Source organism: Spirosoma sp. (assembly GCF_048594605.1).
Taxonomy (GTDB): domain Bacteria; phylum Bacteroidota; class Bacteroidia; order Cytophagales; family Spirosomataceae; genus Spirosoma.
On record NZ_JBMDWV010000341.1, the window covers coordinates 1 to 17888 of the forward strand.

The window sequence follows — 17888 nt, forward strand, 5'->3', positions numbered from 1 at the left end:
GGCCACGACCCTTCGATCTTATGCTGGGTTATGTTGGCATCCACGCTGGCGGTTCCGTCCGCAAATTGCTCAGTAGTGCCCCACTGAATCTCAAAGCCCGTTTCGTTATTCGACCGATCATGCCACAAAGCCGTAACTTCCGTGACTCGGTCGGAGTTGCGCGTCCAGTTTTGCGACAGACTACTGTGTATCTCGGGCGCAGCGGGCGGTGTATTGGCGGGGTTGGCGGGCGTTGTAATGGTAACGTCATTGCTGTAGGGCGAATTACCCGCGCAATTATTAGCCCATATCTCAATTTTATACGTAGCGCCAAATTCCAATCCTGTATCAATCACGTGGCTGTTCAGGCTGGTATTCAGTAACGTAATAACCCGTGCAGAAGCCGCATCTCCTTTGCTTATACGGACATAAACCCTATTCTCAACGCTTTCCGCTGTATTTGTACCCGCCCAGGTTAGATTGATTGCTGCTTTGGAGTCAACGATGCTGGCTGTTGCTCGTAGATTTTGCGGGGTAGACGGTTTATCAACATCAGGTGCATCGAATCGTTTATCAGTAGCTTCTATTTGTCCGGCCAGATTATAGCACATCACCGTAAACTCTATGCGGCCATCACAGCCCGGCCAGGCTTCTCCTTCTGCCACCCGAATTTCGTACGAGCGCGTATTGGGGGGTAGTGCTACGTTGGTGTAGGTAGAGCTACCGTATTTTTTGTAGTTTACAAAATAGCCAATCTCGTCGTCGGCATTATCGGTCCATTCCAGCTTCACACCCGCCATTTTCTCGCTGTTCGGAACACGGAGGGCCGTTTTTCTCGTAACTACAGGCCGATCAGGCGGGCCACTAGTTCGGGCACTCGCTACGTTCGAATAGTCCGTGCCAAGTTTTATTCCCAATGCTTCACTGATGATGCCCCGCACCCGATACTTGTAAAGTGTCGACGGTTCTTTGGCAGGATCAACATCTTCATACGTAACCACATTGCGGTTGACCGAGCCAATCACATTAAAGTCATTGGATGTAGATACAGCGCGCTCGATCTCAAATTTTGTTTCGTTCAACGTATTGTCAGTCCACGTCAGCCTAATTTTTAAGGTCGAAGGCACCGTTTCAGCTCTCAGGTCTCTGGGTTGCGCCAAGGCTGACAGATAACTAAGCCAGAGCAGACATACAATCGTAAATAGCGGTTTCATAAGCTTGCTAGTTAATGTGGATAGAGGATTTGACGGGTCAAAGTTGCAGCATAGATCAAGGCGTGTAAATCGCATAAATTCATGATTTACGAATTAAAACGTACACCTATATACGTAATACTACACAAGCGATCCTTTTATTAGGCCTGGAATCGACGTAGCATAACAGGCAGGGTTTGAACATCCAACCGATCGGAGGTGTAAGCGCAAAGGCCAAGTGCCAGCAACAGCATGGAAAGACAAAGCGTTTTCATCAGCTTTAGTATTTGATTAAGAAGCTATTACAGAATAAAAGTAGACTTACAAAGGCCAATAAAATTGAAAAAATTCGACATATTTATATATCTCACTGTTTTTGTAGCAGGGCAAAAATTAACAAGGTTAGCCCACCTATTAACCACACGAATTCATGATTTTTTTGCCGCTACGTTCATTCGAAAGGGGGGCGTTTTCCGCAAAAAAGCTCGGGCAAACAGATCGACTCGCCCGAGCAAAATGCCCTGTAGCCTGTATTTTCGATCTGTTTACAAGGCAATCGAATAATCGGCTACATTAACCGAATTCCCACCGCACGTTCGAAGGCACTCAACGTATTTTCGCGTACAGTATTCTACTCTGTTCTTACCCACCGCCATGCAGGCTCTGGCGCGGGCCAGGCATTTTTCTTCACACGTTTGTTGAGGGCTAGCCATGGCACTGGTTTTTGATTCGCCGATAAGATTGCTGATTGAGCCGCCGTATTCGATAAAATATACGCGCTGCCCGGTTTTATGCACCAGCACGTTCGTTTCTCCTTTCCTGACGCACTGAAACGGACTTTTATTACCGGTTAGGTCAACCAGCTGACCCAATGAAGCTAGGTCGCCATTGCGCAGAAACGCCTTTAATTCTGACTCACTAAAAATCGTTGCTACGTAGCCGCTTTCGGACTTTAGAAACGCTTTTTCCAACAGGCCACTCCTTGTTCGTACGACGAGATAGTCGGTCTGATCAGTCAACGGGCTGCGGCTGGCAACCTGATACGCTTGTCCATTTATCGAAACGGTTTGTCCATTCGTACGATCGGGCGTGTACACGTAGCGACCAATTGCCAGCAATAGGCAGCAAAGCAGGTAAGCTTTCATAGTTTTGGTATTTTGGTAAAATGAAAGAAGAACGAAACGAACGCCGACTCGTATTCACCTAAACGCTTGCTTCCAGGTAATACTTCGTCAGCAGTTACAAGTCAAATTTCCGCAACAGGCGCGGACTTGTAAATCGCATAAATTCATGATTTTTCAGCTACGTATCAAAAAACAAAACGCCCTTAATGGCCTGTAAATGTGGCATTAAGGGCGGTAAAGAACGTATCCACGGCTGACTACACAAGTCGTTGTCGGATGGCTTTCGAGATGGCTTCCTGGGAGGAGTTGACGTGCAGTTTTTCGTAGATCTTGCGGATGTGCGAATTGACCGTGTTGATGCTAATGAAACACGTATCGGCAATCATTTTGTAACTCTGTCCGTCCACCAGACACCGCAGAATGTCTTTCTCGCGTTTCGACAGGTCATAAAATTCGGGTTCGGGCTGGTGAACGGTCTGAAAAAAGGACAGCACTTTTCGGGCAATGGTGGGGCTCATGGGTGAGCCACCCGTATAAACCTCAGCAATGGCTTCCAGAATACCATCGGGCGAAGTGCCTTTTAGAATATAACCCGACGCCCCGGCACAGATCGCGGCAAACACTTTATCGTCGTCTTCAAAAACGGTCTGCATCAAAATCTGGATCGCAGGAAAGTCTTTCTTAATAGTTTTTACGGCCTCAATCCCCGAAACTTCAGGCATTTTGATGTCCATGATCACTACGTCGGGACGGGCTTTGGCAACTTTTTGTACTACATTCAGGGCATTCGAAAAAACGCCCGTCAGCACGTAATCTTCACTACCCTCAAACAACAGCGACAAGTTGTCCGTGAAGGTTTTGTTATCATCGAAAATGGCTACCCGAATCATAGGAACGTAATTTTCTTGATGAAGTACCGTATCAATCACAAATCTCCGATTATAAAAGCAGTCTGTCAATCATGAATTTATGCGATGGGTATCACCATATTAACGGTTGTACCAACGCCAGGCTGGGATTGAACGTCCAGATCACCACCGATCTGTACCGCCCGATTTTTCAGGTTACGTAGTCCGTTTCCGTCGGTTGATGTCAGGGCGTCAAATCCTTTGCCATTATCCTGAATCTGTACCCACAGGTGTGTTTTTTCCAGATTGATCTGGATGGTCGTTTCGGTCGCTTCGGCATGTTTGGCAATGTTGACAACGGCTTCCTTAAAAATAAGAAACAGGTTGCGTTGCGCTTCCAAACCCATCGGCTGGTTGGTTGAGCCAACAACCCGAAACGTAAGCGATACTTTCCGGCTACTCAGAACCGCTTCGGCAAACGCTTTCACCTTGTCGAAAAAATCCACTACGTTGTCGTTCTGCGGATTAATGACCCACACCACACCCCGCATGGTCTGCATCATCTCGCGCGATTCGTTCATGATACGTTCCAGAATCGGGCGAATATCTTCGGGCCTTTTTTCGAAGCGCGACTTCGCCATCTCGCCAAGGAACGTAATACTACTCAGGGCCGTACCCACGTCGTCGTGCAGGTCGGCGGCAATTTCGTTACGTATCTGCTGCAACCGAATTTTACTCCGAAGCTGATACGTTCGGATCAGATAGAAAATCAGTCCAGCCACCAGCAATCCATACGCCACCAGCATGGGAACAAACCAGGGTCGCTGCCAGAATGCTTCGTCGAGATGAAATTTCAGGGACGCTACGTTGTTGGGGAAATTTAGATTTCTGACCTGCAATTCGTAATCACCCCCGAACAGGTTGATGTAGTTGACGTACCTCAACGTACCGTTTTCGTGCCAGCGATTGTCGAAACCCACCAGCCGATACGCGTAACGGGCCCTGACCGAGTCGCGCCGGTCGATGAACCCTATGATGATGTGCGTTTCTTTGTAATTGAGGGAAATGGGTTTCGAAAGGGTGTACGTTGAATCGGTTGACTCATTGGTGGCTTTGAACGAGGTAAACTGAATCTGCTGGGCGGTGCAGAACGTAGTGCTTACTGCCCATACGATCACGATGCGTATCCAGAACCAGGTGCGTCTACTTTTCAAAGCTGGGTATCTTATCGAGGCTGGGCAGTTTTGGTTTAACAGACCAAAACGTAATCGATAACAAACTAATTTTTATCAGGTTGAACACGGGCAAAATCTTATTCCAGAGCAAATGCATGAAATTATCCGAAAAATAGGTTTTCAGGTAATTACTCATCAGATCAAGAAACAGATTTACTGCAAAGTCTACGAAAAAAATAAGCACGATATAAAATAAAGAATCGGCGATTACTGACGAGTATTTCAGGCGATGAACGAGGTAAATGACCGAGAACAGCAGCATAATTATATCGTACGGAATGGTTACCCGCAACTGAAAATCGTGAATGCTGTACTTGAGAATATAGCTGATTATCGACACCCAAATGCACGCTACCAACGCCCGAATGAGGGTTGGATGAACTACATTCTTTAACAGGTCCTGAAACATCAGGCCAAAAATAACACTGCCTAACAGCGGCATACAATAGAAGGCCAGATTTCGCAATTTCAAGTAAAGGCACAGGTAAACAATCAGCGTTGAACAAGCTGCCCCAATCACATACACCTTCAGCGGAAACGTAAGGCGATTCCAACGAAAAAGGCCAACCACAACCGGCAATATCCACAAATAGGAATTGAGTTGTGTGAGTTGCCTGAAAAACTCGTTCATAATCGGATTCGATTAATTTTCAACCGGGGTTACGCAGGACGAGGTTAAATACGGAATGTCGACGGGCTCAATATTAGGTATAGCATCTCCCCCATCAATCTGATCAATTGCATAGAAAATCAGACTTATGTCTTCTTCCTGATAGCCTCTTTGCGTGCTCCATACGGTCTTGAACGGGTAATCCTCAATCGTAGCGTCGTTATTCGCAGCGCCAATAACAATGAGTTGCATATTCTTGAACCGGGTAGCTTTGCGATGGCTATTGCCGTATCCTAAAAAAATTTTGATACCGACACCTTCGCCTTCTTTTTCCCAGACTTCTTTCCGAAGTGCATTTTTCCCTAAAAAATAGCCGGCAATAAACGTAGAATGGCGAACGGGCAATTCATCGCCTGGCTGTTTAACTGAAATGGAGGAAGGGCTATTTTTAAACTTCTCCTTAAAGCGGGCGCGTAATTTGGCATATGTCTCGCTATTGGTATCGATCAATTTAAGCTCACTTGCCCCTTCTTTGTTCACAGGCATTATGGCATAGTCGATATAGGCATACGTGTTTGTATTCTGCCAACGAACTGGAATTGTTTGCGGTACTTTTTTATACCTCAACATACGCTTCGACTTATTATCGAAAATAGCCCGCTCCATGAGCAACACAATCTTATTAGCTCCGTCCAAGCCAAAATAAACAGTCAGGCCGTCAAACCAATCTGGGCTTATCCCCTGCCCTTCTCTACGTCCATCCCGACTTTCAGTCAATAGCCGGTTCAGAAATGGTTTATCGAGAAAGAAGGAAGCCTGCGTTACGTTGATCCCTTTGCTCTGTTGCAAACCTTTGAATCCATCGATTAGCAGTTTAGCGTCTTCTTTCGACGTGGGATCAAAAGCGTGATCGGCCGGAGTTATTGCATTTTCACCAAATATGGGCCCGTGTGCTGACATGTGTGGAAAGGGATTAGATGTTAAAGAAAATTAGCTTCGACTACGGCAAAAGTATCTAGAAACATATTTGCTAAAAATAGCATAAACTAGTGATTTACAAGCTAAAGCGATACGTTTCGGAAATATACTTCTCGGAACCCATGGTTACTTACATACCTAAATTAGTTACAAACCTGCTACCGCTGCGGCAACTGCAAGGAGTGAGATAATTAGCCACAGGAGGGCCTTTCTGTCATTTTCTGAGCGCATAAAGAGGAAGGATCAAAAGCTTCCTAAAAGTGATAAAAAAGATACCGCCTGTAAATACCAAGATCTTGGTATTTTAAACGATAAGTGATGAACGATGAGTGTTAGGTGCTGAAACTTATCGTGAATAATCACTTAACACTCATCGTTCATCACTTATCACTCCTGTTACACCGGTACTGAAATCATGACGGACGTGCCTGCATCTGCGGATGACGTAAACTGGGTTGTGCCTTTCAGCAGGGCGATACGTTGCTGAATATTTACCAGACCATTGCCCGATACGCGTTGCGCCAGGGCCGGTTCGAAGCCTTGTCCGTTATCGCGGTAGGTGAGTGCTAACGTAGCATTCTCGTAACGTAGTGTGAGCCAAACCGACGAGGCTTTTGAATGCTTGATGGCATTTTGCAGCAACTCCTGTACCACCCGAAACAAATTAATTTCGATGACCGAAGGCAATTCCTGCGGTACGTTCTGCGACTCGAACGTAACGCCCAGCTGATGGCTCTCGTTGACCAGCGCCACCATTTCCCGAATCGTTTGCACCAGTCCGGCTTCGCTCAGGCTGCGCGGGTGCATGTCGTGAATGATGCTACGTATGTCGTCGATGGAGGTTTTTAGCACCGACAGCGAGCGGGCTTTCAAATCATCGACCGATACATTCGGATTGCCCAACGACGACAAATACATTTTCAGTACGGACAGATTGGCGCCTACTCCATCGTGCAGCTCTTTCGCAAACCGCTGTCGTTCAAGCTCCTGCGTTCGTATCGACACGCTTAGTTCATGCGCCTGCCGGTTCTGGAGGGCGTAGATTCGGTACCGGTATATGCCATACATTCCGCCCACGAGCAATAGAATCAGCAGCATCCGAAACCACCACGTTCCCCAGAAAGGCGGCTCAATCACGATCGTCACGGCGGTGCCCTGCTCATTCCAGACCCCATCATCGTTGCTCGCTTTTACGCGGAATACATACTCGCCGGGCGGCAGATTCGTGTAATTGGCGTAATGCCGATATTGCGCGTCAATCCAGTCGGGATCAATACCTTCGAGCTGATAACGGTACTGATTTTTGTCGGTATTCGAGAAATTCAGCGCGGTAAAGACCAAGTCGATAAAGTTCTGATTATATGGCAGAACGAGCTGTTTCTGGTTTGGATTATACGTACTGTCGAGCACCGTTACGCTGGTGATCCGAACGGGAGGAATAAACGTATTGCGCCGAACGGCTTCGGGTTTAAAGAAATTGATGCCATTGACACCCCCGAAAAACAACGTACCATCAGAATGGCGATACGCTACGTTGGTATTGAACTCATCACTCTGCAAACCGTCGTTCCGGTCGTAGTTACGAACGATGCCAGCACTGGGCGAAAAGCGCGTTAATCCTTTATTGCTGCTGAGCCACAGATAGCCCTGATTATCTTTCAGTATGCCATAAATGACGTTGTTCGGCAACCGAAAAGCGCCCGCCGAATCGCTGGCTGTGTAGTGTTTCGTTACGCGATACGTTCGCAGATCAAGCCGAAAAAGGCCGCAGTCGGTGCCCACCCACAAGTCGCTGTTGTCGTGCAGAATCGACCGGATATTGGCGCAGTTTAACCCGTTTCGCTGGTCGAACGTAGTGACGCTACGTGTTTTCAGGTCGTAGCGCAGCAGACCGTGGCTCAACGTGCCGAGCCAGAGGTTTTGCCGTTTGTCGGGATACATGACGCGAATCGGATACGTAGCAACGGCCTTCAACGCCGGAATATCCTGCCACGATTTCCACGTTTTTGTTGCAAGATCGAAGCGGGAAAGGCCATCGCCCCCACCCGTCCAGATTTCGCGCAACCGGCCCAGCGTATCGGCAGCCAGATACGCCCCATAAACAAACAACTGCCGATTTTCGGTAGTACTCGTATAAGCCTGATACGTCTGGCGAACGGGGTCGTAATGAATAAGTCCGCTTCCGTTCGCCAGCCATACTGTCTGATCGGTATCGCCAATAATCGTGCGCACTTCGTTGCTCACAATTGGGCTTCGGCCGGGATTCTGTTGTACACTTAGTAAGGGCGTTACGTTGCCCGTCAGCAGGTTGTATTTGGCCATACCGCCCGTACTGGTTCCGATAAACAAATCGTTATTCTGCCCAAACAGCCTGAAAATCATATTGTCAGGCAGCGAACCAGCCGGGTTGTTGGCATCGCGCTGAAGAAGGTGAAATTGCAACCGGTTCGGGTCGTATTTGTCAACGCCGTGGCTACTGAACCCAATCCAGACGATGCCGCGCTGATCTTCGTACAAACTCCAGATACTATTTTGGGCCAGGCTCCGGGGGTTTGCCGGGTCGTGGGCCGTTGCGGAGAACGTCTGTGTGTCAGGGTTATAAATCGACAGTCCACCGGTTCGGGTACCGATCCAGATTTCACCCCGATGATTCCGTAGTAAATCCATTATCTCATTACTAACAATCGACTGATTGCCCGCCCCTTGCTGATAGTGCCTGACAACGGGTTTACTGAAAGGCGGTTGCATTCTGAAAAGGCCATCTTTGCGGGTGCCGATCCACAGATTCCCCGTTTTGTCGAACACGATACTGCCCAGAATCGACTGCGTGCCCAACTGCTGCTGACTAACAATCGCCCGAAACGTATCGGCGCTTTCATCGTACTGATACACAGCCTGATAGGTCGACAGAAACAGTTTTCCTTCGGGCGACAGGCAGAAACCGTATAACGTATTATCGTTGGCGAGATACGTAGTGGTCTGGCGCGTACGCGGATCGATCCGAAACAGACCCCGCTCATCGGTCATCGCCCAGATATTGCCGCGTTTGTCTTCAATAAGTTTTTCGACTGAAACGCTGTCCAGCATGTGGCTGCGTCCCAAAAAATCGCCGATTTTATCAAACTGCTCATTGGTTTTATCGTACAGATTCAGCCCGCCACCCGTACCGACCCAAAAGCGACCTTTCGAATCGGCCAGTAACGACAGCACTATGCTGTTGGTGAGGCTACGTTTGCCACCGGGCCGAAACACGTTGAACCCGTATCCATCGAATCGATTCAGGCCATCCTGCGTAGCAAACCACATGAACCCATCATACTGCGCGATGGCGTAGGCCGTTCCCTGCGAAAGCCCTTTTTCCTGCGAGAGGTGCTCCAGAAAATAGGGCGTGTTGGATTGGCGTATGTTTTGCCCGCGCAACATACCAGCAGCACCAACCCATAAGAGCAGGATAAACGTAACGCGCACCATAATTGCTCAAATCAACCGATTTGCCCGGGCATACTGAATCAGTTCAACATTCGTATGTACGCCCAATTTACGATAGATATTTTTCCGATGCGTTTCTACTGTCCGTGCGCTTAAAAATAAATGATCGGCAATTTGTTTCGTTGAATTTCCGGCGACAATCAATCGCAGAATTTCGATTTCGCGACTGCTTAATACAGGCACCAATACGCTTGCCGGAAGGGGCTCATAGTCCGAAGGTAAATACGACTGCCCTTCCCTTACGGCCTGAATGGCGGCAAACAACTCTTCGCTGCCCGCACTCTTCACACAATAGCCATCAGCACCCGCTTCAATCATCCGTCTAATCGACTGGGCATCGTTGAGCATCGACACCGCCAGTATTTTAAGCTCAGGATGCCGGGAACGTATCTGACCAGCCGACCAGAAATGTGTTTACTCAAACAACCAGTCTATGTTCTTTTTATTTCCCGCCAGGCCAGCGTCCGAAATCGGAATCTCCTGATTGCCATCCATAAAGCCGAGCAGCAGACAGGCGCCTTTGCCCAGATTCAACGTATGTTGACCGGGTTTGAATGAGTACGCGTGTACGTTGACCGGCGGCATACCATCTACCAGAATCGCGTTCGAGATTTTGATCTCCGACTGGCCGTAATCGTTGGCGCTTGCATCAGTTTCCAGTTCAGGCGCGGGCAGGTATCTGGGATTTTTTTCGTTGAAAAAGCCGATCAGCAATTTTACGGGCTGCGTGGTCGAAAATATCAGGCTGGTCCGTTCCGACTGCTGTTTCGCTTTGGCAAGTTTTAGCCCTTTCAACTGTTTCAGTTCAGGAGCCAGGTCGCTGATGGTCACCGATGTATCGGCAAAAACACGCTGCCCTTTTTCCAGTGCATACATATCAACGGTTGGACTCTGTAACGTAACGGTGGCGGGTTTCAGCGGAATCGGCTGCTTCGCTACGGTGTTAGTAGTTGTTTTCAGTGAATCGATTACGTGTTTAAAGCGGTCCAGCTCTTTCTGATACACGGGCAGCATTTCAGCCCACGTAATGAACGTAGCATCCACGCCCCGCATCGGGATTTTACGCTGTTTCGTTTGCATGCTGTTGGCGTACAAGTACGTATCGCGGGTCAGGTTCGTCAGTTCCGTAAAGTGCTTCACGCTACGTTCCAGCAACGGCACCGCTTTTTCCAGATCACGCACATCGTTCGAATATTTATACCGCAATACGGCCACGGCAGCGCGGGCTTTCTCCGCGTAAAAATTGGCGAGTGCATTCTGGCAATACACGTCGTTTTTCAGTCGGTCAAATTCAGCTTTGTCTTTCGTAACGGTACCAGCCGCTTTGTCGATGGCGGCCACCGCTTTTTTGCCGTGTTCGATTACTTCGTCGGCTATCTGAACAGGCGTTTCACCAATGTGCTTCTGTTTGTTCCAGTCCTTTTCGGCATACTCGATAATCATCTCGCCTTCAGGCGCTTCTGACTCATACATAAGCGTAAACAGACCGTAACGAAATGGATTAATCAGTTGCGTCATCAGCATGCCGAGCGTGAGCGTTTGCCGGTTGCCGTCGGTGATGCCGTACCGACGTAGCAACTTGGGCTCAATTTCGCCCGCCTGTTCGTAGGCTTCCAGTACGTCCTTCCCTTTTTCGGTTGACAAACCGTATTTCTGGGCTAGCTGGTTGCCCCAGTAGTTCACCTCCATCGGACGATCACGCCCGGCTTTCCAGGCGTAACGACCCCAGGTTTTGTACCAAATCCAGTCGCGGTCGAGTTGAAGCAGACGCGGAGAGGTTTTGTCGGCGGTGTAGGGCCAATCCCAGTACGAAGCCTGCGGATAGAGGTGCAGCCCGTTTGCTCCGTAAATACTATGCATCGCCCCTACCGACTTCTGAATAAAATCGGCCGACCCGTAGCGAAACGGCTCCAGATTCGCCAGAATATGCACATTTTCGATCTGTACCGTACCGATGTTGCTCAAGGTCCGGTGCAGATCGGCCCATTGGCCGCGTGGCTCATACGTAGTGAGGGCTTCACCGTTGAATTTCGCTTCGGTGTACAAATTCTTGTAGATCGGCAGGGCGGCTTTCATCACGCGTGGCGCATCCGTATCGTGGGCACGTAGCACCAGCGGAGGCTCCTCGGTTTTCCCGAGCGCTTTCAAACCATCTTTCACACCCGGAATAATCGTTTGGGTAAACCACTCCACATCGTCCTGCCCGACGCCTTCCATCGCTTCGCCCAGCGCAATCAACAAACCAACGTTCGGGTATTTCTCCACAAACGCGGCAATCGACTTGCGGGTATAATCGGCAATGAGCGGAACAATCGGGCGGTTCCGATCCTGCGTTTTGATCTTATGGTGTTCGGCAAAAGGCTTCGAGACGATAATATTGTAGAACATCTGAATCACCCAGATACCGCGTTTGTCGGCTTCCTGAGTCAGAAACCGATACATTTCTTCGTTCTTTTTGAACGTAGCGTCGTCCACTTCCACCGCATACGGATACTCCTTCACCCGCACCAGCGACGCAAACGGGTGGCCATTCCAGAGGTACAGCGAATTGTAACGGTTCTCGACCATCATGTCCAGATACCGAATCCACAACGCTTTGTCGTAGAGCCACGGAAACGTTTCGGGCGTGTAGGGATACTCATACACATCGCGGCCGGGCAGATACGTCGGTTTCTGTACACCGATGCACGTACCACGCAGCACCATTTCGGGGCCGTCGTTCAGGTTGATGGTTTCGGGAAGTTTACCCGTTTTTTTGATCTGCTCGGCCAGCTCCAGACAGCCATACAGCACGCCCGACGCATCATTGCCCAGAACGGACAAGGGCTTTTGCGCGTTTTTCTGAATCGAGAAAGCTTCTTTTTTCAGGCCATTTCCGGTACGTACCGCCAGATTGATACTGGAATTTTGCGCCCGTGCTACGTTGCTTTTCGCCACAGTAACCTGATACCCCGCCCCCTGCAACGCCTGTTTCAGTTTTTCGGCGCCAAAGTCAATACGGACATGGCTTTTTGCGGGCAACGTAATGGTTATGGGCTGATTCTTTTTAGCCGTTTGCTGCGCGAATGACAGCGTAACGAAAAGTACAAAAAGCAGCGATAGAAACAGCGATCGGTTTGCGTATCGGTTCATGTCGATGTTGGGAAAATCAGGAAGTAGGCTTGTTCACAAACGTACGAAATCCTGACAACCCCAATCTCCACCATTTTCTCTGAAAATTGTACAATATTAGCGTGCTACGTAAGGCCAAGACAATTGCCTTAAAAGCATTAGGTGCCCTGATCGATAAAGTCGTTGGTTTTACAGTAAATTCCTCTAGGCAATTACATAGGCTGATGTTCGCGATTTAAGCGCGCCATCAGCCTATATGAAAAATTCTAATACCCGTCGTTCTGTTTAAACTCGCCTTTGTTGGTTACGGCGTCGATTTCGCTTTGCGGAATCGGACGTACTACATGGAACGGCTGGATATTTGGGGCGGCATCGGTATTGTATTTTTTTACCCGTTCAACCAGTTTGTTGGTGCGCTTGAGATCAAACCAGCGCACCTGCTCACCCGCTAGTTCGCGGGCGCGTTCGTCCAGAATAAAGTCGAGCGTTACGTCGGCGGCCGCTACGCGCATGTTCGTCTGACGTCCCGGCACGGCCGCCCGCGTCCGAATTTCGTTCAGGTAATACGCTGCCGAATCTTTTTTGCCGAGATTCAACTGAGCTTCAGCCGCCAGCAGATACACCTCGCCCAGCCGCAGAATATTGGCATCACGTGCGCTTTCCGTCGTAGCATCTGTAGCACGGGTCGGATCATCGAATTTGCGCAACGATACGTAGTGGAACCGATCATTCGGCGTACCGTCGGTTTTGTACATATCATTCAGGTCGTAAATCCGGTATCGCTTCGAGGCCCGGAAGGCGGCCGTCACTGGATATTTGGTCGTCAAAATGGCGGTATCACCTACGTTCATCCCGGCCGGACGTTTTGAGGCATCGGTTTCGTTGGCAAACCAGGCCGACTTAAACGAAGCGTTGTAGCGCGAATCGTTGGCTTCGTCGAACAGATTGAGCAGAAACCGCGTCGGCATGTAACGAACGTTTGGAAAACCGTTCGCTACGTCGCGCTTCATACCCGGCTGCGTGTTATATTCCATCAGATACAGCGTATGGCTGATGTTACTGCCTGCATTAAAGGCCAGATTGGTCGAGTAATTGACGGCCCAGAGCACTTCGGTATTCTGCTGGTTCGTCATCGTCCACAGATTAGCGTAGGTAGGCAGCAGTTTATAGCTATAGCCCGTAATCACCTTTTTGGCGTAGTTGCTGGCTTCCTGATTTCGGCCCCGCGTTAGATACACCTTCGCCAGAAACGCTTCGGCAGCCGGGCGGGTGATGCGTCCATATTCTGTGGTGGTGGTTGGGATGGACGTAACGGCAAACTGGAGGTCCTGCAGAATCTGTTCGTAGACGGCATCGACCGACGCCCGGGTTGCTGTCGTTTCGATACCTTCCGTAGGCTCCAGCCGAAGCGGTATCGGGCCGAAGCTCTCCACCAGATGGTAATAATACCAGGCACGCAGGAAACGGGTTTCGCCTTCCAGTTCCTTCTGCCGGGCCGCGTTTACGCCCGCTGTTGGCAGGTATTTCATTACGTTATTGGCCAGGTTGACAGCCGCGTAGCACTGCTGCCACATCCGGGTTTTCACCCAGACATTATCGGTTGTCAGGCCCTGATACGTAGTAAGTGATAATTGAGGAAAGATGCCATTCGCGCCCGAGTTGTTGTTATTGGCTGCGTTGGTCCAGATATCAGTTCCCATCTCCATGAGACCGTGCCCTTCTTCTTTTCCGTAGAAATACCGGTTGTACGTATAGATTCCGTTGACTCCGGCTTCGATACCCTCGGGGGTCGTAAACAGGCTTTCGGCTGTTGATCCAGCCGGGTTGTATTCCTGTAAATCTTTGGTGCAGGACAAGAGCGTGGCCAGCCCTAGAATTGGAATGTATTTTAAGTATGTTTTCATTGATGTAGTTCCTATTAGTTACCTACGGACATTGACACAAATCCAGTCCGAGAGTACTCCCAACCCCCAGAAGGGGGCTTTCCTCATACTCAACTAAAGCCCCCTTCAGGGGGTTGGGGGTATTTTTAAAAGCCAAGGTTTATGCCAAATACATACAGGCGCGTCAGTGGCTGGTCGATTACGCCTTCGTTTTCGGGATCGAAATCTTTTAGATTCGAGAACCAGGCGAGGTTTCTCCCCGATACGTAGATCCGCAGATTGTCGGCCTTAAACCGGTTCGTTAAGGTTTTCGGGAACGTGTACCCCAGCGTTACGTTCCGAAGTTTGGCGTACGAAGCCTGTCGTTCGGTCAGCGTTGTTACGTAGGTCGATGCGCGGGTTGCGTTGGGCCGAGGGTAGTCGTTCGTCGGATTTTCGGGCGTCCAGTAGTCGATGCTGGCACCGTTGTTATTTCCGTTGCGGTTATACTTGGCGTAATAGTCGGAACTGATCCACTGACCCACGCGGGCGATAAACAGGACGTTCAGGTCAAAGCCTTTGAATCGAATATCGTTGCCCAGACCACCCGTCCACGATGGAACACGCGAGCCAATGATGGTACGGTCCAGACCACTGATTTTACCGTCGTTGTTGAGATCAGCAATCTTGATATCACCGGGAATAGCGCCGTATTTTGCCGCTTCCGACTCTTCGTTTAACTGCCAGATACCCAACTTTTTGTAATCGTAATAAATCTGCGAAGGCTGCCCCTGAATCAGCGAGTTTCGGTAGTCGTCAGCAATAACGTCGCCGTTAGGCAGCGAAACAATCATCTCGCGGTTGCGGGCAAACGTCAGGTTCGTCGACCAGCTAAAATCTTTCCGGCGCATCGTCTGGGTCGTGATACCGATTTCGAGCCCGCGGTTTCGCGTCCGGCCAATGTTGCGGTTTACCGTGGTTACGCCCGTCAGTTGCGGCAGTGTGTACGGAAAAATCAGGTCGTTGGTACGCGCATCGTAATAGTCAATATTGGCCGTAATCCGGTTGTCGAGCAGGCCCACGTCCAGACCTACGTCGGCCGTGGTGGTCAGTTCCCACCGTAAATCCTGGTTACCAATGGTCTGGTTAATCAGATAAGCGTTTGCCGCGTTCGCATCGTTGTACGCAAACGAAACCGTAGCGAGTGAGTTTTGTGTGGCGTATGGGTTGATTACGTCGTTGCCTGATATTCCATAGCTGGCCCGCAGTTTCAGGTCGGTCACTACGTTCTGATTCTTCATAAACGGCTCGTCGCTGATGCGCCAGCCCAACCCTGCTGAAGGGAAGAACGCCCACTTGTGTCCTTCGCCCAGTTTCGACGAACCGTCGCTACGTCCCGTTACGGTGAGCAGGTATTTGTCCTTAAAGCTGTAATTAACCCGGCCCGTAAACGAGATCAGCTTGTTCTGACTGTAGCCGCTCCCCCAGAATGGATTCTGGTTGGCGGCACCCAGGTTATAAAAGTACTGCGCTGGAATCAACTGGTTGTTCCCGCCCGCAAAACTCGACGTATTGGTAAACGTCAGGTAACTGGTTACGCCCGTCACCGTGAACGAATGATCCTGAATGGCGCGCTTGTAGGTAAACACGTTCTCCCAGCTCAAGTTACGGCTCTGGTTGTTGGTAATTGACGCCTGCGACCGGGTACCCTGCCCATCGATGGTGTTCCGGCCGTAGTAATTACCCAGTTCGTTGGTCGAGAAAATGGCGCCCAATGTTGACCGTACCGTAAATCCGTCAAAAGGCCGTAGTTCCAGGTAGGCCGACAACGTACCGCGATTGGTTTTGTTATTTCGTTTATAAGCGTTAGGCTGCTCGTCGGCCAACGGATTTACGACATTACCGCCCAGCGGGAACAGCAAAAAATTACCCGTCTCATCGAAGGATGTACCCAGCGGTGGAATGTTCGAAGCCCGGTTGAACGGGTCCCGGCGAACATCGTTGTCGATATACGCGAGTTGCGTCTGCATACCGACGGTAATCCAGTCGTTGATGGTTTGGTCGATGTTCATGCGGGCCGAATAGCGCTTGAATTCGTCCATGCGAAGAATCCCTTTTTCGTTATAATAACCCGCCGAGAAATAGATTTTGGTTTTATCGGTGCCGGCCGTAATGCCGAGTTGATGATCCTGCTGGAAACCCGGTTTCAGCAGGAGCTCGGGCCATGACGGAAACTGCTGCTTCTGGATAGCATCGAGCTGGAGAGGATTAAAAATCTTCGCATCGTCGGCAGGGCTGCTCCAGGTTCCCGACGCCCGGTAGGCTTCGCGCCGGAACGCAATGTATTCGGGACCCGTCATAAATTTACCGTAACCCGCCACTTCCGAAATACCCGCGTAGCCGTTGTAGCTCAGCTTGGCTTTACCGCTGCTGCCGCGCTTGGTCGTAATGATAATAACCCCATTGGCCCCGCGCGACCCGTAAATGGCCGTCGAGGAAGCATCTTTCAGTACGTCGATCGACGCAATGTCATTCGGGTTAATATCGTTCGCGTTGACACCCTGCACGCCATCGACAATGTACAGTACGTTGTTTGAACTGTTGGGGTTAGCAATGGACCGGTTACCCCGGATACGAATCGAGGCATTGGCACCCGCGTAGCCACTGTTACGGGTAATGTCGGCACCCGGAATTTTCCCCTGAAGGGCCTCTATCGGCGAGGTTACAGGCAGTTTGACCGTTTCGTCGCCCTTGATCGATACCACCGAACCCGTCAGGTCGCGCTTACGCTGCGTGCCGTAGCCCACAACAACCACTTCGTTTAGTTGCTTGCTATCCTCCTCCAGGGTTACGTTCGCTTCCGACTGTGTGCCCAATGGAACTTCCTTAGAGAGATACCCGACAAAGCTGAAAACCAGCGTGGTACCCGATCCGTCGGGAACAGTAAGCTGATACGCACCGTCCGCGTCGGTTGTAGTACCCTGCGTCGAGTTTTTGATCACTACACTGACGCCCGGCAAGCCCTGCCCTTTTTCATCTTTAACCACACCCCGAACCGGCCGGTCAACTACCGAATGAATGGCCGATGAAATTGAGGGCGATGCCGGGGAGACAGGTACAGCGCGTATCGTCTCCAGGGATGGTTCCGGTCGCGATCGCAGGCTGGCGACGGTCTGCGAGAAAGATACAGTTGAAAAACCTGCCTGAGCCAGCCACAGTAGACCAGCGAGACAGGTACGAAGTTGTTTCATAAACGTACTGTTGAGGAGTTTATAAAAGGATAGATATCGTGCAACACAATAAATATCAGATAGATACAGGATAAAATTTCCGACTTTTACACGATCAGTCTGTCTTTGTACCCTACCCGATGCCAATAGTGATTCGACAAACTTAACAGATTCCGATAACGTCAATTTCCACCATTTTCTCTAAAAATTATACAATCTTATCATGGTA

Annotated in this window: 11 protein-coding genes; all 11 read right to left on the reverse strand. The window is 49.8% G+C overall.

The genetic code is table 11. From position 1 onward, the window contains the following. Positions 1-1193: hypothetical protein (locus ACOJS8_RS20620; protein ID WP_420150440.1), on the reverse strand; the 1193-nt coding region annotated here is incomplete at its 3' end. Positions 1194-1717: 524 nt separating this feature from the next. Then, the gene (locus ACOJS8_RS20625; protein WP_420150441.1) at positions 1718-2317 is read right to left on the reverse strand and encodes a hypothetical protein; all 600 of its coding nucleotides are present in this window, start codon (positions 2315-2317) and stop codon (positions 1718-1720) included. A 236-nt stretch (positions 2318-2553) separates the two neighbouring features. After that, positions 2554-3186: a response regulator gene (locus ACOJS8_RS20630; protein ID WP_420150442.1), complete on the reverse strand. Its 633-nt coding sequence runs from the start codon at positions 3184-3186 to the stop codon at positions 2554-2556. A gap of 77 nt (positions 3187-3263) precedes the next feature. Next, positions 3264-4358, reverse strand: coding sequence for a histidine kinase (locus tag ACOJS8_RS20635; protein ID WP_420150443.1), 1095 nt, complete (start codon positions 4356-4358; stop codon positions 3264-3266). Continuing rightward, positions 4348-5010 carry a hypothetical protein gene (locus tag ACOJS8_RS20640; protein ID WP_420150444.1) on the reverse strand — a complete coding sequence of 221 codons (663 nt, stop codon included), beginning with the start codon at positions 5008-5010 and terminating at the stop codon, positions 4348-4350. Before ACOJS8_RS20640 ends, ACOJS8_RS20635 begins: the two co-directional genes overlap by 11 nt. A 12-nt stretch (positions 5011-5022) precedes the next feature. Continuing rightward, complete coding sequence (locus ACOJS8_RS20645) at positions 5023-5949, reverse strand: hypothetical protein (protein ID WP_420150445.1); 927 nt, start codon at positions 5947-5949, stop codon at positions 5023-5025. A 414-nt stretch (positions 5950-6363) separates the two neighbouring features. Then, positions 6364-9438 (reverse strand): two-component regulator propeller domain-containing protein, encoded by a 3075-nt coding sequence (locus tag ACOJS8_RS20650; RefSeq protein WP_420150446.1) that lies wholly within the window; start codon positions 9436-9438, stop codon positions 6364-6366. Positions 9439-9444: 6 nt separating this feature from the next. Further along, positions 9445-9804, reverse strand: a complete 360-nt coding sequence (locus ACOJS8_RS20655; protein ID WP_420150447.1) for a response regulator transcription factor — start codon at positions 9802-9804, stop codon at positions 9445-9447. A 66-nt stretch (positions 9805-9870) separates the two neighbouring features. Further along, positions 9871-12588, reverse strand: a complete 2718-nt coding sequence (locus tag ACOJS8_RS20660) for an alpha-d-galacturonidase (RefSeq protein WP_420150448.1) — start codon at positions 12586-12588, stop codon at positions 9871-9873. A 245-nt stretch (positions 12589-12833) separates the two neighbouring features. Beyond that, complete coding sequence (locus ACOJS8_RS20665) at positions 12834-14471, reverse strand: RagB/SusD family nutrient uptake outer membrane protein (RefSeq protein ID WP_420150449.1); 1638 nt, start codon at positions 14469-14471, stop codon at positions 12834-12836. Positions 14472-14596: 125 nt separating this feature from the next. Continuing rightward, positions 14597-17680: a SusC/RagA family TonB-linked outer membrane protein gene (locus tag ACOJS8_RS20670; RefSeq protein ID WP_420150450.1), complete on the reverse strand. Its 3084-nt coding sequence runs from the start codon at positions 17678-17680 to the stop codon at positions 14597-14599. Positions 17681-17888 lie beyond the last annotated feature (208 nt).